Below are 23,654 nucleotides of genomic sequence, written 5' to 3'. Positions count from 1 at the left end.
ACCGGGTGATGTGCCGAGTGTCCGTCCATAGTACCGGAGGCGGTGCCACCGCTTATGGGTGACACCGCCTCCGTCAGCTCACGAACCCTCAGCTCACGCTGATGTCATCCGCGTAGTACGTACCCTGCCCATACCAGCCGTGCACCCAGATGGTCACCGACGTGACCGAGGAGCCGGTGGTGAACTTGGTGGAGAGCTGGGACCAGCCGGGGCTGCTGGTCCAGGCCGAGGTGTCCGCGCCGGAGCCGGTGACCCCGAGGTAGGTGTAGCTGCCCTGCACCCAACCGGAGAGCGTGTAGGTGGTGTTGGGCTTGACCGTGACGGTCTGCGAACACTGGGCGTCGTCACTGCTGCTGGCGGCGCCCGCCAGGGCGTGCGAGCCGGAGTGCACCGGGCTCGCCACCACCGATCCCAGGTTTCCGGTGCAGGTCCACGGGGAGAGCGCGCCGGACTCGAAGCCGCCGTTGGCCACGATGCCGCCGGCCGGAGGCGTGGGGGTCGGCGTGGGCGTCGGGGTGGGGGTCGGCGTGGGCGTCGGTGTCGGTGTCGGGGTGGGCGTCGGTGTCGGGGTGGGCGTCGGTGTCGGGGTGGGCGTGGGCGTCGGGGTGGGAGTAGGCGTCGGCGTCGGGCTCGGCGCCGGGCAGGAGGCCGCGGAACCGTTGGTGTCCTGCACCGCCGCATTGAAGAGGGTCGCCGCCGGATCCAGGTCGTAGAGCGAGAACATCATCGTCCCGCCCAGCCCGTTGCAGTGCAGGTAGTCCGCCTTGGCCTGGATCGACTGGGCGTTCTCACCGGACCAGAAGTTGGTGCCGTCGTAGAAGTACGCGGCCTGCGCCACCGGATCCCAGAAGGTGTCGGCGGGGTTGTCGACCACGCCGGAGAGCTCCTTGTACATCCGGGTCCCGGCCACGTTGCCGGAGTCCGCCGCCCCCGGGGCCGGCCCGGTGGCCGTCTGGAAGAGCCCGTGGTTGCTGCCCGCCGGCACGCCGGTCCAGCCGCGGTAGTAGAACGGCACCCCGATGTTGAGCTTGTTCGCGGGGAAGCCGCCGGGTATCCCGTACTGCGGGTCGCCCACCGTGTAGGCCTTGATCGCCTCGTCGGTCGAGTACTTGCTCGTCCCCGGCGCGATGGGGGCCGACGGGTCCGCCGGATTGTCGTACAGCGGCGACTGGTGGTTGGTCTCGGTGGGCTCCCAACCGCCGTGCATGTCATAGGTCATGGGGTCGCCGAAGGTCAGGTACTGGCCGATCTTGTCGGTCTCGACGTTCTGGATCTTGTCCTGACCGGCCGGCAGCGCCGCCGAGAGCGAGTAGGTCTTGCCGTCGGCCGCGCCCTGGGCGTCCAGCTCGCTGCGGAACTCGGCCAGCAGCGCGGTGAAGTTCTGCTTGTCGGCCGTGCTGGCGTGGTTGCCGACGTGGCCGCCGCCGCCCGGGTACTCCCAGTCGATGTCGAAGCCGTCGAAGATGCCCTTGCCGGTCCCCGGGCCGCCGTAGCCGTTCTGCGAGGGCAGGTTGCCCTTGATGAACATGTCGATGCAGGAGGAGACCAGCTTCTTGCGCGAGGCGTCGGTGGCCGCCGCGTCCGAGAAGTACTTGGAGTAGGTCCAACCTCCCAGGCTCAGCACGACCTTGAGGTTGGGGTACTTCGCCTTCAGCTCCTTGATCTGGTTGAAGTTGCCCACGATCGGCTGGTTCCAGGTGTCGGTGCTGCCGTCCACGCTGGTGCCGTTGGCGAAGGTCTTGCCGTAGTCGGCGTAGGAGTCGCCGGCCCCGTCACCCGCGTTCGGGTTGTTCTCGTCCTGCGAGGCGGCCGAGTTGGCCTCGAAGCAGGTGAGATTGGTGGGGTCGATGTTCTCGAAGTCGTAGATCAGGTAGTTGAGGTTGGCCGCCTCACCGCTGTCGGACACGTTCTTCAGGTAGAACGCGTTCTGGTAGACCGACCACTGGTCGTAGTAGGCCACCTTGAGGCCGCCCGAGGTGGCGGGCGCACCGGTGGTGTTGGCCGGAACAGCAGCCGCGGCGGCCGGTGGGGCGGCCACCGCCGGCTGGCTCTGGGTGGCCTGGGCATGAGCCATGCCCAGCACCGACAGGGCGCCGCCCAGCAGGATGGAGGCTGCCGAGGTCACCGCCCATGCCGACTTGTTCGCTCTGCGCATGCGGTTCTCTCCTGTGATGTGGGGGTTGAGGAGACCGCCGGACCGCTCGCCGCGCGAAGGCGAGCGGGGGCGGGGTCAGGTGGGGGCGGTCGGCTCAGCTCATCTGGTGCAGATGGCCGCCGACCGCGGTGGCGATGGAATTGCCGTTACTGGCATCCCAGTTGGTGGACCAGGTCATCGCACCGCCGATGCCCGGCCAGGTCGCGGGCGGCTTGAAGGAGCCGCAGTTCGTCCCCTTCGCCAGGCAGTCCAGGGCGTTGTCCACGGTCGCCGGGGAGAGGTAGCCGCTGCCGGCCGCGCTGGTCGAGGCCGGCACGCCGAGGCCCACCTGGCTCGGCGCGAGGCCGCCCTGGAGCTGGATGCAGGCGAGCGCGGTCAGGAAGTCCTCGGTGCCCTCGGAGTAGACGTTGCCGTCGCAGCCGTTCATCGAACCCGAGTTGTAGTACTGGGTGTTGACGACGGTCAGGATGTCCTTGGTGTCCAGGGCGAGTTGGAAGTACTGGGTGCCGGTGGACTGCATGTCGATGGTCTGCGGTGCCATGGTGAGCACGAACCCGCTGCCCACCTTCGCGGCGAGCGAGTGCAGCGCCTGGCTCATGTACGTCGCCGTGACACCGTTCTCCAGATCGATGTCCACCCCGTCGAAGCCGTACTGCTGGATCAACGCGTAGGCGCTGGTGGCGAAGTTGGCGGCCGAGGTCGAATCAGCCACCGAGATGGTGCCGTTCTGGCCGCCGACCGAGAGGACCACCTTCTTGCCGGCCGCGTGCTCGGCGGCGATGTCGGCCTTGAACTGGGCATCGGTGTAGCCGCCGAGCTTGCCGGCCAGGGTGGGGTCCAGGCCGAAGGTGATGCCACCGGGATTCGCCGGGTCGGCGTCGGCGAAGGCCACCGCGATGATGTCGTAGGCCGGGTTGACGTCACTGATCCGCTGGTCGGTGGCGCCGTTGTCGAAGTCCTGCCAGTAGCCGGTCAGCAGGTGCCGGTTCCCGCCGCCAGGTCCCGTGGGGGTGGAGGTGGTGGTGGGAGAGGTACTGACGGGCGGCGCGGTGGTGGGCGGCGCGGTGCTGGGCTGCGGCGAACTGGTCAGCGTGGGCGAACCGGTGGGCTGCCCGGTGGTCGAGACGGTCGAGGTGGGAAACACGCCGGGGCCGCTGAGCACCAGGTCGTCGGCCTGGTAGGCGCCGGTGCCGTACCAGCCGTGCAGGTAGACGGTCACGCTGGTGGTGGACGGCCCGGTGGTGAAGCTGGTGGACAGCTGGTTCCAGGCGGAGTTGGTGCTCCAGGTCGAGGGATCCGTCGTCCCGGTGCCGCTCGCACCCAGGTAGACGTAGCTGCCCTGGACCCAACCACTGAGACTGTAGGCCGAGCCGGGCTGCACCAGAACCTGCTGGCTGCACTGCGCGTCGTCACTGCCCACCGGCGTGGCCTGCAGGGCGTACTTTCCGCTGTGGACCGGACTGGTGACGACCGCTCCGGAGTTCGCCGTACAGCTCCAGCTCCCGAGGTTCCCGGTCTCGAAGCCCGGGTTCTGCAGCAGGTTGATGGTGTCGGCGTTGGCGCTGCCGCCGGTGGTGATCAGCACCGCCCCGCTCACCGCGAGGGCGAGCGCCGCCACCGAGGCCAGCGCGGTACAGGCCGGCGAAAGGCCACCTGGTCTCGGTGCGCCGGGTCTTCTCTCGGTCTGTCTGGTCGCACGGTGCACGGGGCAGCTCCTCGGATCGGCGGGACGGCGCGGCGCACTCGGCCGCGCCCGGACGCGGACGGGGCGACAGGGAGCGCGCTCTCCCCCGGCACGGCGAAGCCCGCCGGGGTGAGACGGACTCAGAGTGGACTAGACCAAATAGCCGGTCAAGGGGAGCCGCCACGGCCGTCCGCGCCGAGCGCACGTCAAGAGCCCGACGAGCTCACGCAATGCCGCCTGACGTGACATCGGGGCAGGTCGGACCAGGCGCACCAAGGGATGTCAGCGGGTCGTCAGCATCCGGATTCCATCCCGCGTCCATCCGGCACCGGACCTCCCGCCCGCCCGCCGGTCGGCGCCGCCGGCCGGTCGGCCGGGCGGGCGGCGGCCCGCGCGAAGAGCGCCGTGAGCGGATGCCACCGGTAGCGACCGTCCGGGTCGGCCAGCAGCAGACCGTACTCGGCGAGCAGCTCCAGCAGGTGCTCGGTCTCCCGCTCGGTGCGGCCGAGCAGCGCTGCGGCCGCCGCCGTATCGAAGCCGGTCGGCCCCAGCACGCTCAGCCGCCGCAACGCCGCCACGGCCGCCGCACCACCCGGCGCCCGGCGCAGCCGTGCCCGGGCCGTGCCGAGCGCCTGCGCCACGCCCCGTCCGCCCGAGCTGAGTTCGGCCAGCCGCCCGTCCTCCTCGGCCACCCGGGCCGCCAGCCACGGCAGTCCGCGCCCCGGCCGGGCCAGCAACCGGGCGGCGGCGGCCCGCAGCGCCAGCGGCAGCCCCGCGCAGGCGGCCAGCACCGCCGCCTCGGCCGCCGGGTCGGCGACGGCCTCGTTCGTCTCCCCCGGAGCGACTCCCTGGGCCACCAGCGCCGACGGCTCCGGCCCGGCGACCAGCCGCCGCCAGAGCCGCTGCGCGTCCTGGGCGCCCAGGCAGTCCAGCGCCAGCAGCCTGGCCCCGGGCAGCCCGGCCGGCCGCCCCCGACCGGTGACCAGCACCGCGCAGCTCGGCGAGCCGGGCAGCAGCGCGGTCAGCTGCGCCTCGTCCTGCGCGTCGTCGAGCACCAGGAGCAGCCGGCGGCCCGAACTCACCGAGCGGAAGAGCGTGCCGCGCCGCTCCGCCTCGGGCGGCAGCGACTCACGCGCCACCCCCAGATCGGTCAGCAGCCGGCCCAGCAGCGCACCCACCTCGCACGGTCGCCCGTCCGCCTCGTGCAGGCCCAGGAAGAGCTGCCCGTCCGGGAAGCGCTCGCGCAGCCGGTGCGCGGCGTGCACGGCGAGCGCGGTCTTGCCCACCCCGGGCGGGCCGCTCACCACCACCACCGGCACCGCACCGGCCCGGCGCCCGGCCCCGCCGGCACCCAGGGTGCGTGCGATCACCCTGGCCTCGGTCGATCTTCCGGTGAAGTCCGCCAGCTCGGAGGGGAGTTGAGCAGGGCGGCAGAGCGCCCGCAGCCGCACCGCCGGCTCCGGCGCACCAGGCCGGTCCAGTTCCAGGTTCGGGTCCGTACGCAGGATCCGCTGGTGCAGTTCGTCCAACTCTCGTCCCGGCTCAAGGCCCTGATGTGCGATCAGTGACTGCCGGGTCTCCGCGAAGACGGCCAGCGCCTCGCTCTGCCGCCCGGCGCGGTAGAGCGCCAGCATCAACAGGCCGCGCAGCCGCTCCCGCAGCGGCCGCTCGGCCGCCAGCAGCCCCAGCTCGGCGACCACCTCGTGGTGCCGGCCGAGCAGCAGGGCGAGTTCGAACCGCTCCTCCTGCGCGGCCAGCCGCAGTTCGGCCAGCCTGCCCCGGTGCAGCGCGGCGAACGGGCCGGGCAGCCCGTCCAGCCCACCGCCGCGCCAGAGCGCGAGCGCCTGGTCCAGGGTCCCGGCCGCCGTGGCCGGCTCGCCGGCCGCCCGCTGGGCGCGGGCCCGCTGCCGGGCGGCCTCGAACTCGTGCAGGTCCAGCTCACCGGGCCCGACCGCGAGCCGGTAGCCCGCGCCGTGCGAGGCGAGCACCCCCGCCGGTGCCCGCCGCGGCCGGTCGGGCTCCAGGATCTGCCGCAGCCGGGAGACGTAGGTGGCCACCAGGCCGGGCGAGTTGACGGTGGCCCTGGCACCCCAGACCCCCTGCACGATCTGCTCGCGCGGCACCGGTTCGTTGGCGCTGAGCAGCAGGACGGCGAGCACTGCGCACTGCATCGCCGGCCCCGGATCCCGGGCCGCCCCGGCCCGGTGGACCAGCAGCGGCCCGAGCACCTCGTAGCGGAGCGCCGCGTCCGCCCCGGCCCGCGCGACCATCCTCCGCTCCCCTCGCCCGTGGGAGCGGCCCGCGGGGTGGACCCACGGTGGACTAGACCAGAGGCGACGTCAACACGTCCGGCGGAAAAACTTGTCGCGACGGCGACAACAACGGTACCGACCAGCACGGGCCGTCCGGGAAACGCCGAAGGCCCGGAGATGAGATCTCCGGGCCTTCGGTTTCAGTAGCGGGGACAGGATTTGAACCTGCGACCTCTGGGTTATGAGCCCAGCGAGCTACCGAGCTGCTCCACCCCGCGTCGTTGTGTCTTAACCATAGCACGGTCTTCGGACCGGCTGCGCCCACCGCCGGAACGGCGACGGGCGCAGCTGCCCAGCTCAGCGCCTACGGCGAAGCACTCGGCGCCGCGGACGGCGGTGCGGACGGCGGTGCGGACGACGGCGCAGGCGACGGTGCCAAGGGCGGCGCGGCCGACGGTGCGGACGGCGTGGCCGAGGCCGACGGCGCCGGTGCGCCGGCGCTCTTCGGCTCCGCCGCCACCGCCGCGTTCAACGCGTCCTGCAACGCCTTCTGAGCCGCCCCGTACGCCACCCAGTCCCCCGCCTTGAAGGCGTTCTGCGCGTCCGTATTGGCCTTCTGTATCGCGTCCAGCGCCTGCTTCAGCGCCGGGTCCAGGCTGCCGCCACCGCCGCCCGGTGCGGGCGGCGTCGTGCCGGACCCGCCACCCGGCGCCGTCCCGGTGGCCCCGGGAGCGGTGCCCAGAACCTTCGTCAGCGCGTCCGACAGACTGCCCTGGAAGGCCACGTTGTCGTTCCCGTACACCGCGAGGACCTTCTGCAGCACCGGGTAGTTGGAGCCGCTGCCCTTGACGTACACCGGCTCCACGTTGAGGAAGCCACCGCCCACCGGCAGCGTCAGCAGGTTGCCGTAGTCCAGGTTCGAGTCACTGCCGTTCTTCAGCAGGGTGATCTGACTGGCCACCGTGGAGTCGGAGTTGAACTTCGCCTGCACCTGGGTGGGCCCCGGTGTGTTGCTGTCGCTGGGCACGGTGAGGATGCGGATCCTGCCGTAGTCGGGCCCGGGGTCCGAGTCCACCGACATGAAGGCCGCCAGGTTGCCGCGACCGCTGGGCACGAAGGTGCTGTTCAGCGAGAAGGTGGCGGCCGGCATGTCCGGCATCCGCAACGTCAGGTAGTACGGCGGCTGCACCTGCTTGCTGTCGTTGGTCGGGTCGACCGGCACCTGCCAGATGTCCGTCCCGTTGAAGAAGGCGTTCGGGTCGGTCATGTGGTACATGCCCAGCAGGTCGCGCTGCACCTTGAACAGGTCCTGCGGGTAGCGCAGGTGCGGCAGCAGGTCGGCCGGGATCGCGCTCTGCGGCTGGACCGTGCCGGGGAAGGCCTTCATCCAGGTCTTCAGCACCGGGTCGGTGGCGTCCCACTGGTAGAGCGTCACCTGGCCGGTGAACGCGTCCACCGTCGCCTTGACCGAGTTGCGGATGTAGTTGACCTGGTCGGCATCGCCCACCACCTCGCCGCGCTCACTGCTGAGCGAGTCCTTGGTGGCGTCGCCCAGCGTGGTCCTGGAGGAGAACGGGTAGCCGTCCGAGGTGGTGTAGCCGTCCAGCACCCAGGTCAGCCGGCCCCCCTCGACCACCGGATAGGGGTCGCCGTCGATCGCCAGCCAGGGCGCGACCTTCGCCACCCGCTCCTTGGGCGTGCGGTCGTAGAGCACCTTGGCGCCCTTGGTGATCGCGCCCGAGTAGAGGATCTGCGGCTCGCTGAACTTGACCGCGTACGCGGCCCGGGTGAGCGGGTTGTCCAGCGAGACCCCGCTGTCGCCGGTGTACTGGTAGGTCTGCGCGCCGCCGTCCGCGGTGTTGTCGATCTCGTGGTTGGAGCCGCCCACGATCGAGTACGTGGTGGTGTTCTCGCCGTAGTAGATCCGCTGCTGGTAGTCGCCCAGGCTGCCGGTGGCGGGCAGCCCCGACTCGGTGAAGACCGGCTGGCCGTTGCCGTTGACCTGGTTGCCCTTGGCCGCCACCACCCCGTAGCCGTGGGTGTACTTGAAGTGGTCGTTGATCCAGTTGTGCTGCTGGACGCCGTTCGGGTTCAGCTCGCGCACGCCGATCACGGTGTCCTGGACGCCGCCCGGCGTGCTGTACCGGTCCACGTCCAGGGTGCTCGGGAAGCCGTAGTAGGAGCGCTGCTGCTCCATCTGCTGGAAGGTCGGCGAGACGATGTTGGGGTCGAGCAGCCGGATGTCCGAGATGGTCCGGCTGTCCTTCTGCACCGAGCCGGCGTCGGCCGTCGCGGTCGGCGTGTACTGCTGGGACTGGCTGCCGGCGATCCCGTAGGCCTGCCTGGTCGCGTCGATGTTCTGCTTCAGGTAGGGCGTCTCCTTGGCCTGCTCGTTCGGCTTGACCTGGAACTGCTGCACGAGCGCCGGGTAGAGCCCGCCGATCAGCACCGCCGAGAGCGCCATCAGGCCGAAGCCGATCAGCGCCGGCGCCCAGGTGCGCCGGATCGGCGTCAGGAAGAAGAGCAGCGCGCAGATGATCGCCACGCAGAACAGGATCGTCTTGGCCGGCAGGAACGCGTTGGCGTCCACGTACCGCAGCCCGGTGTAGCCCGGCACACCCTTGTAGGAGCCGGTCTTGACCGCCAGCGCGTACCGGTCCAGCCAGTACGCGACGGCCTTGAAGAGCACGAAGAGCCCGAGCAGCACCGCGAGGTGGCCCTGCGCGCCCGTGGTGGCCCGCCGGCCCGGACCCTGCATGCGCAGGCCGCCGTAGAGGTAGTGCACCAGCAGCGCGGCGAGCAGCGAGACGACCACCGCGCTGAACGCGAAGCCGAGCAGGAACTGGTACCAGGGCAGGTCGAAGGCGTAGAACGAGACGTCCAGGTGGAACTGGCTGTCCTTCACCCCGAAGTCCGTCGCGTTGGTCCACAGCAGCCACAGCCGCCACTGCCCCGCCGCCGCCGCGCCCGCGATCAGGCCGACCGCCAGCGAGATGCCGGCCAGCAGCCACCTGCGGTAGGGCGCGACCCCCATCCGGTAGCGGTCCAGGCTCTGCTGCTCGACCGACATCGCCGACAGCGGCGGCCGCAGCCGGTGGGCCAGCCAGATGTTCAGCCCGGCGACCACCGCCATCAGCAGCCCGAAGACCACGAAGAGCCCGACCTTGGTCCACACCTCGGTGCTGAAGACCGAGGAGTAGTGGACCGACCTGAACCAGAGCCAGTCCGTCCACAGGCCCACGAACAGCACGAACCCCAGGAACAGCAGCACCAGGACGCCCACCGTGAGCAGCAGGACCCTGGCTCGACGGGAGGGCGGCCCGATCCTTGGCCGGAAGCCCTGCCCGCCCCGGTCGGGCATCTGGAACACCAAGACGGCACCTCTGCTGTTGTTGTGGTCGGATCGGGCACGGACGAGCAGCCCTTCGGGGCACTTCCCCCGAGTGCAACTTAATCAGCCGTTCGCCGAGTTCCCGGGCCCAGGTCGCCCCCACGCGGGTCCGGGCCCGGAAGGGGCCGCTGACGTGTGAGGATGGGGCCATGTCCGATGCCACCAACACCCCCACCCCGCCGACGGACGGCCTGCCGCCGGCCGCGACCCCGCTCACCCGCGCCGCCCTGGAGATCGACGAGTACGTCGCGGGGCTCGGCTGGGACAAGCCCGCCCGCCTGTTCGCCCTGGTCGACAGCGCCAAGCTGCGCCGGACCAACCCCGCGGTGGCCAGGCAGCTCGGGCTGGACGACGAGACGGCCGGTGCCCTGACCCCGGTCGAGCAGGAGGAGCTGGCGCCGAACACCGTGCTGGACGAGTTCCTGGCCACCATCGCCTGGCCGCCGGAGGTCGCGGGCTGCGCGCTGGTGGTCGAGCGCCTGATGCTCCCGCCGGGGGCGGAGAAGAGCCGCCCGGCCGGCGCCACCGAGGCGCAGCTGGCCGACTGGGTGGCCAACCACCCCGACCGCCAGGAGGTGCGGATCACCGCCGCCGTGCTGCGCGACGGCAAGCGCGAGATCGCGCTGCGGCTGCGCGAGAAGGACCTGGCGCGCGAGGTGCTGACCGGTCCCGACCTGGTGCCGGGGCTGACCAAGGCGCTGCTGGCCACCTTCGCCTGAGCCGCGAAAGGCCCGGGCGCTGCGCCCGCTCCCAGAACCGCCGCCCGGCCCGGGGTCAGCCCCGGACCGGGCGGCGGTTGCGCTCTGCCGGGCCGCTCAGGACGCCGAGCAGGAGGCCAGCGCCGAGTCCTGCCCCGCCCGGATCTGCCCCAGCGCCTTGAGCGCGTCGTCCAGCGTGTTCACCTTGATCAGCCGCAGCCCGCTCGGGGTGTCCTTGCTCGCCTCGGCGCAGTTGTCGCTCGGGGTGAAGAAGAACTTCGCGCCGGCGTTCCGGGCCGCGATCACCTTCATCGAGATGCCGCCGATCGGCCCGACGTTGCCCTTGTCGTCGATCGTCCCGGTGCCCGCCACGAAGGCTCCGCCGGTCAGGTTGGTGGGCGTCAGCTTGTCGATGATGCCGAGGGTGAACATCAGCCCGGCACTCGGACCGCCGACGTCCTGCAGCCCGATGTCGATCTTGAACGGGTAGCTGTGCCCCATCTGCGTCTGGATGCCGACCAGCGCTTTGCCGGTCTGCGGCGACTTGCCCGTGGTGATGGTCACCTGGCTCTCGTCGCCCGGCGCCGGGTTCATGCTGTCCTTGTCGTGCGGCACCACGGTGAAGACCACGTTCTCGCCCGGCGCTTGCTTGGTGACCAGATCGGCCACCTGGCTGTTGTCGGTGACCGCCGTGCCGTCGACCGCGACGATGCGGTCCCCCGCGTGCAGCTTGCCGTCGGCCGGGGTGCCGGCCACCACGGCGGCGATGTTCACCTCGCTGCCGATCGGGATGCCGAGCTCGGTCAGCGCGGCCGTCTTGGCGCTGTCCTGCGAGGAGGCGAACTGCTCGGCGTTCTGCTGCTCCGACTGCTGCTCGGTCTGCCCCTGCGGGTAGAGCGTGTCGTGCGGCACCACCAGCACGTCGTTGCGCAGCCAGCCGACCACCACCGAGACCAGGCTGGGCTGGTAGTCGGCGCCGGTGACCTGGACCGTCGTCATGTTCAGGTGGCCGGTGGTGGGATAGGTCTGATGGCCGGCGATGCTGATCACCGGGGTGCCGGCCTTGTCCTGCGCGCCCAACGTGTCGTACGTCGGGCCGGGGCTCAGCTGCGAGTAGGGCACGGGGATCAGCACGGCGGCACAGAGCAGCGCTATGAGCAGCAGGGTGGCGGCGAGCATCGTCGCAGAGCGGCGTGGCATGCAACGACAGTACGGGACCGATGCTGCACGGCGCCCCCCGGGCCGGGCACCGGGACCGCCGGACCGGCCCTAGGCGGCCGGACGGTCGGTGCTGGCCTCCGGCACCCGGTGCGCGCCGGTGCTGCGCTCCATCGCGGCCAGGAACCGCTGGTGCTCGGCGAGGGATGCGCCGTCACCGGTGGCGCGCGGCGGCCGGGCCGCCCAGGTCGCCCAGATGGCGGCGATCACACCCGCTACGACGGGGATACCCAACCAGGCCAGTGCTCCCATGTCCGGTCCTCCCACTCGTCGCCCGGCTGGTCGTGGGCGGCCGGACCCGCCCTGGCCACTCCCAGCCCGTCGTCGTACCTATCAGCACATTAACCGCCCGGTCTGAGAACGGCCTTGGCACCGTCGCGGTCACGGCACGGCCCAGGACGCCACTCCCCGGATGTATTCGTAGGACTGCTCCACGGCCGAATGGGTTCCCGTTCCGGACGGGATCCGCGCTCGCGCCAGGTCGGCGCCGGTCAGCAGGAGCCTGCGCCGACCCACTCCTCCTCGCCGTCGGTGAAGACCTGGTGCTTCCAGATCGGCACCTCGTGCTTGAGGTCGTCGATCAGCTTGCGGGCGGCGGCGAAGGCCTCGCCCCGGTGCGGGCAGGAGACCGCCACGATCACGGCGGCGTCGGTGATCGCCAGCCGGCCGACCCGGTGCACGGCGGCCAGCGCCCGGACCGGGTAGTCGGCGACCACCTTCTCCGCGATCCGCCGCATCTCCTGCTCGGCGCTCGGGTGGCAGCTGTACTCCAGCGCGGCCACCGACTTGCCTCCGTCGTGGTCGCGGACCGTCCCGACGAAGATCGCGGTGCCGCCGGCGGCGTCGTCGCCGACCGCCGCGTACACCTCGTCCAGCGAGAGCGGGGTCTCCCGGACGGCCAGCAGGCGGATGGGGTCGTGAATCTCGGACATGCCCCCATGATCGGTCATGTCCAGCGGGCGGCGGCAATTGTCGGGTCGTCCAAGACGGCCCGCACCCCGGCCGCCGGCTTCCGTGGCCCCGCCCCCGCGGCCCGGGACGGACCCGGCCTCAGATCCGCCGCCGCTTGCGGGCCCGGCGCACCAGCGCCGCCGTACCCACCAGGGCGACCGTCGCACCCGCCGCGCCCAGGCTGGTGGCGGCCTCCTTGCCGCCCAGCCGTCGCCCGGCCACCGCGTGCTTCCCGGCGACCTGCCCCAGCAGCTCGGCCAGCACCTCCTCGTTGCTGTACCGGGGCCGCCAGCCCGCCTCGTGCAGCCGGCTGCCGGACACCACCCACGGGTACATCGTGTACGCAAGGTCACCGGCCGGTGCCGGGGTCAGGCCAAGCCGGTGCAGCCGGGCCGCGGTGCCGAGCGCGAGCGCGGCCGGCAGCTCCATCCGGCGGATCCCGGAGAGCTCCTCGACCTCCTCCTGCTCCAGCCAGCCGTCACAGCCGACCGTCACCTCCCCCTCGACCAGGCCGAGCACCGCGTACTCCAGCGCGCAGGCCAGGTCGTCCACGTGGCAGAACTGCCAGCAGGGCCGCGAGCCGGCCACCACCAGCAGCCGGGGCGCCTCGAAGTGCCTGGTCAACACGGTGTCCACGCCGGGGCCCACGACCACCGCCGGACGCAGCACGGTGACCTGCAGCCCCGGATGGGCGCGCGGGGCGCGCCGGGCCAGCCGCTCGATCTCCAGCAGGTCGCCGACCAGGCTGGCCTCCTCGGTGGCCCGCAGCTCACCGTCCTCGGCCAGCGGCACCTCGTTGTCCGCCAGCGCGCCGTAGACCATCGCCGAGGTGCAGAGCACCACCCGGTGCACGCCGGCGGCCGCGGCGGCGGTGAGCACCGTCTGCGCGCCCCGGACGTTGTAGGCGCTGCGCGCCCGCGGGTCCGACTCCATGTTCAGGTCCATCGCGAGGTGCACCACCACGTCCACCCCGCGCAGCCGCTCGGCCACCGCCGGGTCCCGGATGTCCAGCACCCGCCACTGCACGCCGGCCGCCTCACCGCGCCGGTCGTCGATCGCGAGCACCTTGCGCACCCCCGGCGATCGCACCAGCCGGGCGGTGACCAACTCGCCCAGGACACCGGCGGCGCCGGTGACGGCCACGGTCAGCGGTCGTCCGCCGTAGGCTGGGGAGGCGGACCCAGGGTCCGCCTGGTCCTGATCGCCTCCGGTCAGCCCAGAGCGAACGTCCGAAGGCGGGGAACTCACCGGCCATCCTCCACGGTTAGCTTATGTGCGTACGTACGAGTGTCACGTACGGTCCATCCTGCCCGAGGAGAGGGCCTGGCGGTGCACCCGGCACGGGCGAGCCCACCGTGGCCCCTGACTCGCTTCCCCCCACTTGCTTTCCCGCCACACCACCCAGCGCGTGACGGCCGACCAGATCGAGGACCCAGTGAGCGACCTCCCCTTCGGATTCGGTGTCCCGCCCGAGGAGCCCGACGAGGGCAAGGACCAGGGCGGCAAGCAGGATGACCAGGCAGCTTCCGGGCAGTCCGGCAAGCCCGGGAACTCCGGCGAGCAGCCTTCGCCGTTCGGTTTCGGCGCCAACCCGCTGGGCGCGATGTTCGGCATGGGCGGGGCCGGCGGTCAGGGCGGCGCGGGCGACAACCCGTTCGCCGCGATGATGGGCGGCCTCAACCCGAACGACCTGGGCGCCGCCTTCCAGCAGCTCGGCCAGATGCTCTCGTTCGAGGGCGGACCGGTGAACTGGCAGCTCGCCAAGGACATCGCGCGCCAGACCGTGGTCGCCGAACCGGCCGAGGGCAAGCAGAAGGACCGCTCGGTGAGCGCCGCCGAGCACTCGGCCGTCGCCGAGGCGGTGCGGCTGGCCGAACTTTGGCTTGATTCGGTCACCGAGTTCCCGTCCTCCTCGGCGAGCGCGGCGGCCTGGAGCCGGGCCGAGTGGATCGAGGCCACCCTGCCGGTCTGGCAGGAGCTGGTCGACCCGGTGGCCGAGCGGGTCGGCAACGCCATGGGCGGCGTGCTGCCCGAGGAGATGCAGGCCATGGCCGGGCCGCTGATGGGCGTGATGCGCTCGATGGGCGGCGCGATGTTCGGCACCCAGATCGGGCAGGCGCTGGGCGCGCTGGCCGCCGAGGTGCTCGGCTCGACCGACGTCGGCCTGCCGCTGGCTCCGGCCGGCAAGGCCGCGCTGCTGCCGCAGAACATCGCCGAGTTCGGCGAGGGCCTGAGCGTGCCCGCCGAGGAGGTGCGGCTCTACCTGGCCCTGCGCGAGGCCGCCCACCAGCGGCTCTTCGCCCACGTGCCGTGGCTGCGGGCGCACCTGTTCGGGGCCGTGGAGGCCTACGCCCGGGGCATCAAGGTCGACACCTCCCGGATGGAGGAGCTGATGGGCCAGCTCGACCTGGAGAACCCCGAGGCGATGCAGGACGCGCTGGCCGGCGGCCTGCTGCAGCCCGAGGACACGCCCGAGCAGAAGGCCGCGCTGGCCCGGCTGGAGACGGCGCTGGCGCTGGTCGAGGGCTGGGTCGACGCGGTGGTGCACGCCGCCGCCGAGCCGCACCTGCCGCAGGCCGGCGCGCTGCGCGAGACGCTGCGCCGCCGCCGGGCCACCGGTGGTCCGGCCGAGCAGACCTTCGCCACCCTGGTCGGCCTCGAACTGCGTCCGCGCCGACTGCGGGACGCCTCGCGCCTGTGGGCCTCGCTGGCCGACGCGCGCGGCATCGAGGGCCGCGACGGGCTCTGGGAGCACCCCGACATGCTGCCGACCGCGGCCGACCTGGACGACCCGGACGGCTTCGTGCACCGTGACGGCGCGGAGCCGATCGAGGGCGGGCTGGACTTCGACGCGATCACCAAGCTGCTCGGCGAGGCCGCGGGCGAGAGCCAGGCCCCGACGGACAAGCCCACCGCGGGCGAGCAGCCGAAGGACGACGACCAGAAGGACGACCCGACCGCATGATGCACGCCGATGCCGTCCGCGCGCTGACCTCCTGGACGGCCGTCGAGGCCGACCAGGAGCAGTTGCGCGGCGACTACCTGGCCCACCTGGCGCAGCACCAGGACGGCCTGTGGCGCTCCTGCCGGCCCGCGCACATCACCGCCAGCGCCGCCGTGGTCGACCCCGCGGCCGGCCGGGTGCTGCTGACCCTGCACCCGAAGGTCGGGCTCTGGCTGCAGATGGGCGGCCACTGCGAGCCCGGCGACCGGACGCTCGCGGCGGCAGCGCTGCGCGAGGCCACCGAGGAGTCCGGGATCACCGGCCTGCGGCTGCTCACCGGCGCGGACGGGCATCCCGAACCGGTCAAGCTGGACCGCCACCAGGTGCGCTGCGCCGGCAAGGACCAGCCGGAGAACACCCACCTCGACGTGCAGTACGTGGCGGTGGCCCCGGCGGGCGCGCAGGAGCTGATCAGCGAGGAGTCGCTCGACCTGCGCTGGTTCGGCTACGACGAGCTGCCGGAGCTGACCGACGTCTCGGTGCGGCGGCTGGTGGCACGGGCCCGCGAGCTGACGGCCTGACCGGGCCTGGCGGCCTGACGGCCTGACCGGAGTTCAGCCGCAGACCTCGCCCGGATCGGGCGCCTCCTCGGGCATCCCGGGTGCCCGGGCACCCGGGATGTGCGGCAGGCGGGCTGCCGAGGCAACCCCCTCCAGGTAGCCGCGCGCCCGCTCGGTGCGCGGGTAGGCCTCCAGCAGCGCCCAGAAGCGCGGGCCGTGGTCCGGGACCAGCAGGTGCGCGAGCTCGTGCAGCAGCACGTAGTCCAGCACGTACTCCGGCATGCCCTGCAGGCGGTGGGAGAGGCGGATGGTGCGCTCGCTGGGGGTGCAGGAGCCCCAGCGGGAGTTCTGGTTGGTGACCCAGCGGACCTGGTCGGGCCGGGCCCGGCCGCCGAGGTAGGCGGCGGAGAGCCGGCCCGCCCGCTCGGCCAGCGCGTCGTCCCCGAGGGTGCGGCGACTCTCCTGGGCGGCCAGCCGGTCCAGCATCTGGGCCACCCAGCGGTGCTCCTCGGCCGCGGACATCCGGGCCGGGATCAGCACGATCGTGCGATCACCCTCGCGGTAGGCGGAGACGGTGCGGCTGCGGCGGGCGCTGCGGCGCACCTCGACCGGCCCGTGCGGGTGGTTCAGCGTGTGCGGGCCGGTCGGCGCGTGCGAGCTGTGCGGCCCGTGCGGGCCGTTGGGGGCGGTCTCGGGCCCCGGGCTCGGATGCGCTGCGCCTGGCCGCCCGCGTGTACCGGGCGTCGCGACTCCCGACCCGGCCGCTGGACGGGCACGCCGAGGCGACGCCGGGGGCTGGGAGTCCCGTTCGGCTGCCATGGCACAGGACGTTACCCGGTGCTACCGACAGAAGTCCGGTGCCCCGGCCGATTTGTTTGCAGCAGTGACCGTGCGTGGCACGCGAAGCGAATGAGCGAATTGACTGCCGATCGGATCTTCTCCCCAGGCTGTGGATAACCGGCTTGGCCAATTCCCGCAGGTGCGGGAGGCTTTCCTCACCCGGCGCAATCAGTTGATTCCGATCAGCCATCGCGCATTCGTCGGGAGAATCGCGCGTTCGTCGGGAGAGGAGACCGCCATGCGTCCCATGCTCAAGCCCGCACTGTCGAAGGCCTGGCGCGACCGGCAGACCTTGCAGTTCGGCACCGCCCCCGAGCGGGCCCATGTGGTCGACCAGGCCGATGAGCAGTTCTGCGCCTTCCTCGGCCTGCTCGACGGCGAGCGGGACGGTCCGGCCGTAGCGGCCGCTGCCGAGGGTCTGGGCCTGAGCCCCTCCTATGTCGCCCAGGCACTGCGCTCACTGACCGAGACCGGCCTGCTGGACGACGCGCTCGCCGTCGAGCAGGCGCTGGCCGCTCTGCCGCCGGCCCGGCGGGAGCTGCTCGGCCCTGATCTCGCCTCGCTCTCGCTGCTGCACCCCGAGCCCGGCGCGGGGGCCGCGGCGCTGGCCCGCCGGGCGGGGCTGCGGGTCCAGGTGCGGGGCGCGGGGCGGGTCGGCGCGGCGGTGGCGGCGGTGCTCGCGGCCGGCGGGGTCGGCGGGGTGGAGGTGGCGGACCAGGGCCGGGTGCTGCCCGGGGACTGCGCACCCGGCGGCATCCCCGCCCAGGAGGTCGGCCGTCCCCGTGCCACGGCCGCCCGGGAGGCGGTGCGGCGGGCGGCCGGCCTGCCGGGCGGGGCCGCCGCCGCGGTCGCTAGCTCGCCCCGGGCCGCCCCGCCCGCCGAACAGCCGCCCGATCTGGTGGTGCTCGCCCCGCGGGACGGCAGCGGTGCCCTCGCCGGCGACCCCGCCGAGGCCCACGCCCTGATGCAGTCCGGCGTCCCGCACCTGTACGTCGGTGTGATCGAGCATCTGGGCGTGGTCGGCCCCCTGGTGATCCCCGGGGCCTCGGCCTGTGGCCGCTGTCTGGCGATGACCCGCACCGACCAGGACGCGGCCTGGCCCCGGCTGCTCGCCCAACTCACCGCCGACGTCCGGGCCAAGGCACCCGAGCCCGCCTGCGACGGCGCGGTGGCCGCGGCGGTGGCCGGCCTGGCCGGGCTGCACGCGCTGCTGCTGCTCGACGGCGGGCGACCGCCGAGCGTGGACGGCTGGTGCGAGGTCTCCGCCGTCGACGGCATGGTCCGCCGACTGCGACTGCCACCGCACACCGAGTGCGGCTGCTTCTGGCGCTGACCGCCGCCGGCGCGGCCGACGCCCGGGGGCCGGTCCGGCGCCGATCCGGTCCAAAGCCACAGCCCAGGCCCTGACCGGCTCTTGGGTGGGAGCGGGCACAATGGCCTAGTGACCGCCGTCCCCCAGCCGCCGCAGCCGCGGTGACTGCCGGCACACGTTCGATTCGGAGGCCCCGGTGAGCGATCTTCCGCGCAAGGCTGTGACCCGCACCGCAAGGCTCGCCGCCCTGCCGTTGGGGATAGCTGGGCGCGCCACGCTCGGTCTGGGCAAGCGAATCGGCGGGCGATCGGCCGAGGTTGTCACCGCCGAACTCCAGCAGGCGACCGCGGACCAGCTCTTCAAGGTCCTCGGGGAGCTGAAGGGCGGCGCGATGAAGTTCGGGCAGGTACTCTCGGTCTTCGAGGCCGCACTGCCCGAGGAAGTGGCCGGTCCCTACCGGGCGGCGCTGACGAAGCTTCAGGACGCCGCCCCGCCGATGCCGGCCGCCAGTGTGCACACGGCGCTCGCCCAGCGGCTCGGCCGGGACTGGCGGGCCAACTTCCGCAGCTTCGACGACCGTCCGGCCGCCGCGGCCTCGATCGGCCAGGTGCACAGAGCCGTCTGGCAGGACGGGCGGCAGGTCGCCGTCAAGGTCCAGTACCCGGGCGCCGGTGAGGCGTTGCTCTCCGACCTGGGCCAACTCAGCCGGGTGGCCTGGCTGCTCGGGCCACTGATCCCGGGCCTGGACATCAAGCCGCTGATCACCGAACTGCGCGACCGGGTCACCGAGGAGCTGGACTACGCCCTGGAGGCCGAGGCCCAACGGGTGCACGCCGAGGAGTTCAGCGGGGATCCGGACATCGCGGTGCCCGCCGTGGTCGCCCAGGCCGACCAGGTGCTGGTCAGCGAGTGGCTCGACGGCACACCGCTGGCCGAGGTGATCAACAGCGGCACCAAGGCCGAGCGGGACCGCGCCGGACACCTGCTGGCACGTTTCCTCTTCGCCGGCCCCGCCCGCACCGGGCTGCTGCACGCCGACCCGCACCCCGGCAACTTCCGCCTGCTGAAGGACGACGGCCCGGTGGGCGGCTGGCGCCTCGGGGTGCTCGACTTCGGCACGGTCGACCGGCTTCCCGGTGGGCTGCCCACGCCGATCGGGAACGCGCTGCGGATGGCGCTGGCGGGCGATGCCGAGGGCGTGCTGGAGATGCTGCGGGCCGAGGGCTTCGTGAAGCCGACCATCCAGCTCGACCCGGACGCGGTGCTCGACTACCTGCGGCCGATCATCGAGCCGGCCGCGGTGGACGACTTCCACTTCACCCGGGCCTGGATGCGCGCCCAGGCCGCCCGGATCGCCGACCCGCGGTCCCCCGCCTACAACCTCGGCAAGCAGCTCAACCTGCCCCCGGACTACCTGCTGATCCACCGGGTCACGCTGAGCACCATCGGCGTGCTGTGCCAACTCGGTGCCCAGGCGCCGTTCCGCGCCGAGATGCTCGACTCCCTCCCCGGCTTCGCCGAGGAGTCGTCCGGCCAGTAGCGAGAGGCCCTGCCCCCGCTCGGGCGGGCATGACGGTGCCCGGCTTCCGCGATTCGCGGGAGCCGGGCACCGTCACATCAGGGGATTCGCCTCAGGCGCGGACCGGGCGGTCAGAGCACCGCCGAAGCCAGCACCTTGCGGGCGCGCAGCGAGGCACGCTCCGCCTTGCGCCGCAGCCGGGAGGCCCGGACGGCGCGCAGGACCATGCGTTGGTCCTCCGCCTCCTGGAGGCGTTCTTGCATATGGGTTCGGGCCAGGTTTTCGTGCATGAGATGCATCTCAAGGGTCCTGTTCTGGATCAGAAGTTCAGTGGTCTGCTCGGCGCGGGCGCTGGGCCCTGCGGTGATCGCCATGTCGGTGTCCTGCTCGTGGTGCGTCGTCGGGTAGGGGGTCTGGACCGCGGCATCAGCCTGGGCAAGGGCGATGCGTACGGAGTGGCGCAGTGCGCCGTCCGCCGGGGGGCATTCCCGGGGGACTGAGGCTGCTCGATGCGCCGGGTTCACGCCGTGACCTCGGTCTTGCGCGGGCGGCCACGCGGCCGCTTGCGGGCTACCACGACACCCTGGACGAACAGCTCGCCGCCCCAGACACCCCACGGCTCGCGGCGGTCGAGGGCGCCGGCCAGGCAGGCCTCCTTGACCGGGCAGGTGCCGCAGAGGCTCTTCGCGTACTCGACGTCAGCGGGGGTCTCGGCGAAGAAGACCTCCGGGTCGAAGGAGCGGCACGGGATGGGGGCGCCAAGAGCCTCGGCGTCGTCGAGCGCGGTGATCTGCATGAGAGAGCCTTCCGGAGGAGGGAATGGAGCGGGCGCGGCCTGGGTCGGCGTTGTCGGCGGTACGGACGGGAGGGGCGGCGTGATGACCGTGGACACTGTTGGCGTCTTCCTCGTCTGGGTTGTGGTTCCGGGCCAGCTGACTGGTGGGGCTGGACCGGAGGCCCCTGGGGGCCTGGTGGTCTGTCGTACCGGACAAAACAAGAGGGCCGCGGATCCCGGTGGACGGGTTCCGCGGCCCTGGAAAGGTGCCGACCTGAGGGTGCCTCAGGTTCGCTCTCTCCAGGGTTCAGGCCCGCGGAAGGCCCGGCTCCGGATGGCCTCAGCGCCGATAAAGGCGGCCTTGGCCTGGTTGATCAGCTGCTCGTCCTGCTTCGGGGCGGCACCGACGACCTGCAGATAGGCGCCCTGCTTGGCCGCCGCTCCTGCTGACTTCGGTGCCTTGGTCGGTCGGTCATCACGCATTACGCGCGGGGAGCCGACGGCGACCATGGCCCAACCGTGGGACAGACCGGTCTCGACAGCCGTCCCCGCGATTGCGCCGGTGAGCACACTGGTGCGCAGGGCACCGGTGGTTCCAACGGCAGCGACACGGGTGGCATCGAGATCCAGACCGCCACGGACACCGGAGAGCGAGACTCCGCCAGTGCAAGCACCGAGGACGGAGGGACGCCGGGAAGCGGCAACAGCGGTCTGGCCAGTCACTTTGTTCATCAGCTGGATCTTCACGGTGTTCTCGCCTCCTCTCGGCGTCTCGCGGTGCCCAGTTCCCCGGGCTCCGGTGTTCGGATGTTTGGTTGGTCCAGCGACCCTGCGGTGAGGCAGGGGGTGAAGCAGGTCATACGTTCATGCGCAGGGGAAAGCCGGTTCAGGAGTGCTCCCGATCGGCTTCGCGGTCGCGTCCCCTTGACCGCTCCGGCAGGCTATTGCGCTTCATGCACGGCGCGCAAACTATTTTTCCGGCGAGTTTCAGGGCTGGTCCGCGGGGGGCTCGAACGGCTCCCCCGACAGCTCCTGCGGAGCCTGCTCCGCATCGTCCGTGGCGTGGTCGCCGACGGCTTCACCCGGGAGTTCCTCCGCCTCGGCGGACGCCTGCCCGGGGTCTTCCCCCGAGCACAACGACAGCACGGCGGCACCGTATTTGTCCAGCTTCATGGCGCCGACGCCCGAGATCAGGCTCAGTTCGCCGGTGGTCGAGGGCGCGTCCTCGGCGATCGCCATCAAGGTCGCGTCGGTGAAGACCACGTAGGCCGGCACGGCCTGCTCCTTGGCCTGCTGCGAGCGCCACTCCCGCAGCCGCTCGTACAGGCCCTCGTCCATCTGGGAGGGGCAGTCCTCGCAGCGGCGCAGCTTGCGCTCCACCGCCTCGGTCAGGGTGCGCCCGCAGACCCGGCACTTGACCGGCCCGCGCGGCGCCCGGCGCCCGGCCGAGCGCTCCGCACCGCCCTCCGCGCCCCCGCGACCGGCCCCGCGGGAGCCACCCGCCGTGGAACCCGGCCGCAGGCCGTCCAGGAAGCGGCTCGGCTTGCGGCTGGCCCGCCCGCCCGGCGAGCGCGACAGCGCCCAGGAGAGCGAGAGGTGCTCGCGCGCCCGGGTCACCCCGACGTAGAGCAGCCGGCGCTCCTCCTCCACCTGCTCGTCGGTCTTGGCGTAGATGATCGGCAGCGTGCCCTCGGTCAGACCGACCAGGAAGACGGCGTCCCACTCCAGGCCCTTGGCGGCGTGCAGCGAGGCGAGCGTCACGCCCTCCACCGCCGGGGCGTGCTGGGCCGCGGCCCGCGCGTCCAGCTCGGCGACGTAGGCGGCGAGGTCGCCTGCCTCGCCGGCCGCCTGCCGGGCGGCCTCGAACTCCTCGGCGAGGCGGACCAGCGCGGCCAGCGACTCCCACCGCTCGCGCACCGCACCGGAGCCGGCCGGCGGCGTCGCGGTGAAGCCGCGGGTGGCCAGCACGGCGCGCACCTGGGCGGCGAGGTCGGGCGCATCGGCGGTCAGCGGATCGCTGCCGGCCCTGGCGGCCCCGCGCAGCAGCAGCCCCGCCTCGCGCACCTCGGGCCGTTCGAAGAACCGCTCGGCGCCCTTGAGCTGGTAGGACAGGCCGAGATCGGCCAGTGCCTGCTCGTAGACCTCGGACTGGCCGTTGGTCCGGAACAGCACCGCGATCTCGCTGGCCCGCACGCCCTGGGCGAGCAACTCCTTGATGCGGTGCGCAGTGCTCTCGGCCTCGGTGGGCTCGTCCACGTACTCGACGTAGACCGGCTCGGGGCCGGCCGGGCGCTGCGAGACCAGCTCCAGCCGGTGCCGGGCGGCCGCGCCGCGGGCCTGGGCGAGCAGGCCGTTGGCCAGGTGCACCACCTGCGGGGTGGAGCGGTAGTCGCGGATCAGCTTCACCACGGTGGCGTCGGGGTGCTTGACCCGGAAGTTCAACAGGTAGTCGGGGGTGGCGCCGGTGAAGGAGTAGATGGTCTGGCTGGCGTCGCCGACCACGCACAGGCTGGCGCCCGCCCCGCCGCCGGTCCACTGGTCGAGCAGCCGCTGCTGGAGCGGCGAGACGTCCTGGTACTCGTCGACGGTGAAGTGGCGGTACTGGGCGCGCACCCGCTCGGCGATCTCCGGGCGGTCCTCCAGGATCGCGGCGGTGAGCAGCAGCACGTCCTCGAAGTCGATGACGTTGCGGTCGCGCTTGGTCTGCTCGTAGGTCGCGTAGACCCGGGCGATCTCGGCGGGATCGCGCGGCGCCTCCCGGCCGGACTTGCCCACCGCGACCGGGTAGTCGTCGGGCACGATCTGGGTGACCTTGGCCCACTCGATCTCACCGGTCAGGTCGCGCAGCTCGGTGCGCTGCACCCGCAGGCCGCTGCGCCCGGCGGCCTCGGCGACCAGCTGGACCTTGCGCTCCAGCAGCCGCGGCACCTCGCCGCCGACCGCGCGCGGCCAGAAGTACTGGAGCTGGCGCAGCGCGGCGGCGTGGAAGGTCCTGGCCTGCACCCCGTCGGCGCCGAGCTGGCGCAGCCGGCCGCGCATCTCGCCGGCCGCCCGGGCGGTGAAGGTGACGGCCAGCACCTGCTGGGGCTGGAAGACGCCGCTGCGCACGCCGTAGGCGATCCGGTGGGTGATCGCCCTGGTCTTGCCCGTGCCGGCACCCGCGAGCACGCAGACGGGCCCGTGCAGAGCGGTGGCGACCGAGCGCTGCTCGGGGTCGAGCCCGGCCAGCACGGCGTCCGGGTCGGCGGGGCGCCCGCCGTACCCGCCGCCGTACCCGTCGTCGGGGCCGCCGTGGTTACCGATCAACAGCTCTTCCTGCATGGGCTCCATCCTCTCAGCCCGCCGGACGCAGTAG

Annotated in this window: 18 protein-coding genes and 1 tRNA gene; 5 read left to right on the top strand and 14 right to left on the bottom strand. The window is 72.5% G+C overall.

The annotated features are described in order from the left end of the window. Positions 1–88: 88 nt before the first annotated feature. The 5 genes from OG294_RS25410 to OG294_RS25390 form a co-directional block, all read right to left on the bottom strand. Entirely contained in the window at positions 89–2,155 is a 2,067-nt protein-coding gene (locus tag OG294_RS25410) for a glycosyl hydrolase family 18 protein (RefSeq protein ID WP_327068856.1), read from the bottom strand. Positions 2,156–2,249: 94 nt separating this feature from the next. Then, a complete protein-coding gene (locus OG294_RS25405) occupies positions 2,250–3,782 on the bottom strand; it encodes a chitinase (protein ID WP_327071661.1) in 1,533 nt (510 codons plus the stop codon). A gap of 350 nt (positions 3,783–4,132) precedes the next feature. Continuing rightward, positions 4,133–6,109 carry an AfsR/SARP family transcriptional regulator gene (locus OG294_RS25400; RefSeq protein ID WP_327068855.1) on the bottom strand — a complete coding sequence of 659 codons (1,977 nt, stop codon included), beginning with the start codon at positions 6,107–6,109 and terminating at the stop codon, positions 4,133–4,135. Between the two features lie 186 nt (positions 6,110–6,295). Beyond that, positions 6,296–6,369 (bottom strand) — tRNA-Met (locus OG294_RS25395). 86 nt (positions 6,370–6,455) lie between these two features. Beyond that, positions 6,456–9,452, bottom strand: a complete 2,997-nt coding sequence (locus tag OG294_RS25390) for a UPF0182 family membrane protein (protein ID WP_327071660.1) — start codon at positions 9,450–9,452, stop codon at positions 6,456–6,458. A 179-nt stretch (positions 9,453–9,631) separates the two neighbouring features. Here OG294_RS25390 and OG294_RS25385 point away from each other — a divergent pair, with 179 nt between their 5' ends. After that, the gene (locus OG294_RS25385; RefSeq protein WP_327068854.1) at positions 9,632–10,201 is read left to right on the top strand and encodes a PPA1309 family protein; all 570 of its coding nucleotides are present in this window, start codon (positions 9,632–9,634) and stop codon (positions 10,199–10,201) included. Between the two features lie 96 nt (positions 10,202–10,297). Here OG294_RS25385 and OG294_RS25380 read toward each other — a convergent pair whose 3' ends face one another. The 4 genes from OG294_RS25380 to OG294_RS25365 form a co-directional block, all read right to left on the bottom strand. Further along, positions 10,298–11,380: a YlbL family protein gene (locus tag OG294_RS25380; RefSeq protein ID WP_327068853.1), complete on the bottom strand. Its 1,083-nt coding sequence runs from the start codon at positions 11,378–11,380 to the stop codon at positions 10,298–10,300. Positions 11,381–11,449: 69 nt separating this feature from the next. Continuing rightward, positions 11,450–11,650 carry a hypothetical protein gene (locus OG294_RS25375; RefSeq protein WP_327068852.1) on the bottom strand — a complete coding sequence of 67 codons (201 nt, stop codon included), beginning with the start codon at positions 11,648–11,650 and terminating at the stop codon, positions 11,450–11,452. 239 nt (positions 11,651–11,889) lie between these two features. After that, positions 11,890–12,348, bottom strand: a complete 459-nt coding sequence (locus OG294_RS25370; RefSeq protein WP_442789214.1) for a molybdenum cofactor biosynthesis protein MoaE — start codon at positions 12,346–12,348, stop codon at positions 11,890–11,892. Between the two features lie 100 nt (positions 12,349–12,448). After that, on the bottom strand, positions 12,449–13,597 hold the full coding sequence (locus OG294_RS25365) for an NAD-dependent epimerase/dehydratase family protein (RefSeq protein WP_442789213.1): 1,149 nt from the start codon (positions 13,595–13,597) through the stop codon (positions 12,449–12,451). Positions 13,598–13,784: 187 nt separating this feature from the next. Between OG294_RS25365 and OG294_RS25360 the strand changes: the two genes are divergently transcribed. Both OG294_RS25360 and OG294_RS25355 read left to right on the top strand, forming a co-directional pair. Next, the gene (locus OG294_RS25360; protein WP_327071658.1) at positions 13,785–15,314 is read left to right on the top strand and encodes a zinc-dependent metalloprotease; all 1,530 of its coding nucleotides are present in this window, start codon (positions 13,785–13,787) and stop codon (positions 15,312–15,314) included. Beyond that, complete coding sequence (locus OG294_RS25355; RefSeq protein ID WP_327068850.1) at positions 15,311–15,874, top strand: NUDIX hydrolase; 564 nt, start codon at positions 15,311–15,313, stop codon at positions 15,872–15,874. The genes OG294_RS25360 and OG294_RS25355 overlap by 4 nt, the downstream gene beginning before the upstream one ends. A 33-nt stretch (positions 15,875–15,907) precedes the next feature. On the opposite strand, the gene OG294_RS25350 is transcribed toward OG294_RS25355, so the two are convergent. Then, complete coding sequence (locus tag OG294_RS25350) at positions 15,908–16,483, bottom strand: M48 metallopeptidase family protein (protein ID WP_329587696.1); 576 nt, start codon at positions 16,481–16,483, stop codon at positions 15,908–15,910. Between the two features lie 448 nt (positions 16,484–16,931). Between OG294_RS25350 and OG294_RS25345 the strand changes: the two genes are divergently transcribed. Further along, the gene (locus tag OG294_RS25345) at positions 16,932–18,026 is read left to right on the top strand and encodes a ThiF family adenylyltransferase (RefSeq protein ID WP_327068849.1); all 1,095 of its coding nucleotides are present in this window, start codon (positions 16,932–16,934) and stop codon (positions 18,024–18,026) included. Between the two features lie 175 nt (positions 18,027–18,201). Further along, positions 18,202–19,545, top strand: a complete 1,344-nt coding sequence (locus OG294_RS25340; protein WP_327068848.1) for an ABC1 kinase family protein — start codon at positions 18,202–18,204, stop codon at positions 19,543–19,545. 110 nt (positions 19,546–19,655) lie between these two features. On the opposite strand, the gene OG294_RS25335 is transcribed toward OG294_RS25340, so the two are convergent. The 4 genes from OG294_RS25335 to OG294_RS25320 all read right to left on the bottom strand — a co-directional run bounded on the left by OG294_RS25335 (position 19,656) and on the right by OG294_RS25320 (position 23,530). Continuing rightward, a complete protein-coding gene (locus OG294_RS25335; protein ID WP_327068847.1) occupies positions 19,656–19,898 on the bottom strand; it encodes a hypothetical protein in 243 nt (80 codons plus the stop codon). A 146-nt stretch (positions 19,899–20,044) separates the two neighbouring features. Then, a complete protein-coding gene (locus OG294_RS25330; protein WP_442789360.1) occupies positions 20,045–20,404 on the bottom strand; it encodes a WhiB family transcriptional regulator in 360 nt (119 codons plus the stop codon). Between the two features lie 180 nt (positions 20,405–20,584). Further along, positions 20,585–21,046, bottom strand: coding sequence for a hypothetical protein (locus OG294_RS25325; RefSeq protein WP_327068845.1), 462 nt, complete (start codon positions 21,044–21,046; stop codon positions 20,585–20,587). Between the two features lie 240 nt (positions 21,047–21,286). Next, on the bottom strand, positions 21,287–23,530 hold the full coding sequence (locus tag OG294_RS25320; RefSeq protein ID WP_327071657.1) for an ATP-dependent DNA helicase UvrD2: 2,244 nt from the start codon (positions 23,528–23,530) through the stop codon (positions 21,287–21,289). Between the last annotated feature and the right edge of the window lie 124 nt (positions 23,531–23,654).

Source organism: Kitasatospora sp. NBC_01302 (genome assembly GCF_035976515.1).
Lineage (GTDB): Bacteria > Actinomycetota > Actinomycetes > Streptomycetales > Streptomycetaceae > Kitasatospora.
The sequence above is the reverse complement of the archived record's forward strand: the minus strand, read 5'-3'. Positions and strand labels throughout refer to the sequence as shown.

Excerpts from the sequence above, each read along its gene's own strand:
- OG294_RS25410 (WP_327068856.1), bottom strand. The coding sequence starts at position 2,155 with ATGCGCAGAGCGAACAAGTCGGCATGGGCGGTGACCTCGGCAGCCTCC.
- OG294_RS25400 (WP_327068855.1), bottom strand. The coding sequence starts at position 6,109 with ATGGTCGCGCGGGCCGGGGCGGACGCGGCGCTCCGCTACGAGGTGCTC.
- OG294_RS25390 (WP_327071660.1), bottom strand. The coding sequence starts at position 9,452 with ATGCCCGACCGGGGCGGGCAGGGCTTCCGGCCAAGGATCGGGCCGCCC.
- OG294_RS25385 (WP_327068854.1), top strand. The coding sequence starts at position 9,632 with ATGTCCGATGCCACCAACACCCCCACCCCGCCGACGGACGGCCTGCCG.
- OG294_RS25380 (WP_327068853.1), bottom strand. The coding sequence starts at position 11,380 with ATGCCACGCCGCTCTGCGACGATGCTCGCCGCCACCCTGCTGCTCATA.
- OG294_RS25375 (WP_327068852.1), bottom strand. The coding sequence starts at position 11,650 with ATGGGAGCACTGGCCTGGTTGGGTATCCCCGTCGTAGCGGGTGTGATC.
- OG294_RS25370 (WP_442789214.1), bottom strand. The coding sequence starts at position 12,348 with ATGACCGATCATGGGGGCATGTCCGAGATTCACGACCCCATCCGCCTG.
- OG294_RS25355 (WP_327068850.1), top strand. The coding sequence starts at position 15,311 with ATGATGCACGCCGATGCCGTCCGCGCGCTGACCTCCTGGACGGCCGTC.
- OG294_RS25345 (WP_327068849.1), top strand. The coding sequence starts at position 16,932 with ATGCGTCCCATGCTCAAGCCCGCACTGTCGAAGGCCTGGCGCGACCGG.
- OG294_RS25335 (WP_327068847.1), bottom strand. The coding sequence starts at position 19,898 with ATGGCGATCACCGCAGGGCCCAGCGCCCGCGCCGAGCAGACCACTGAA.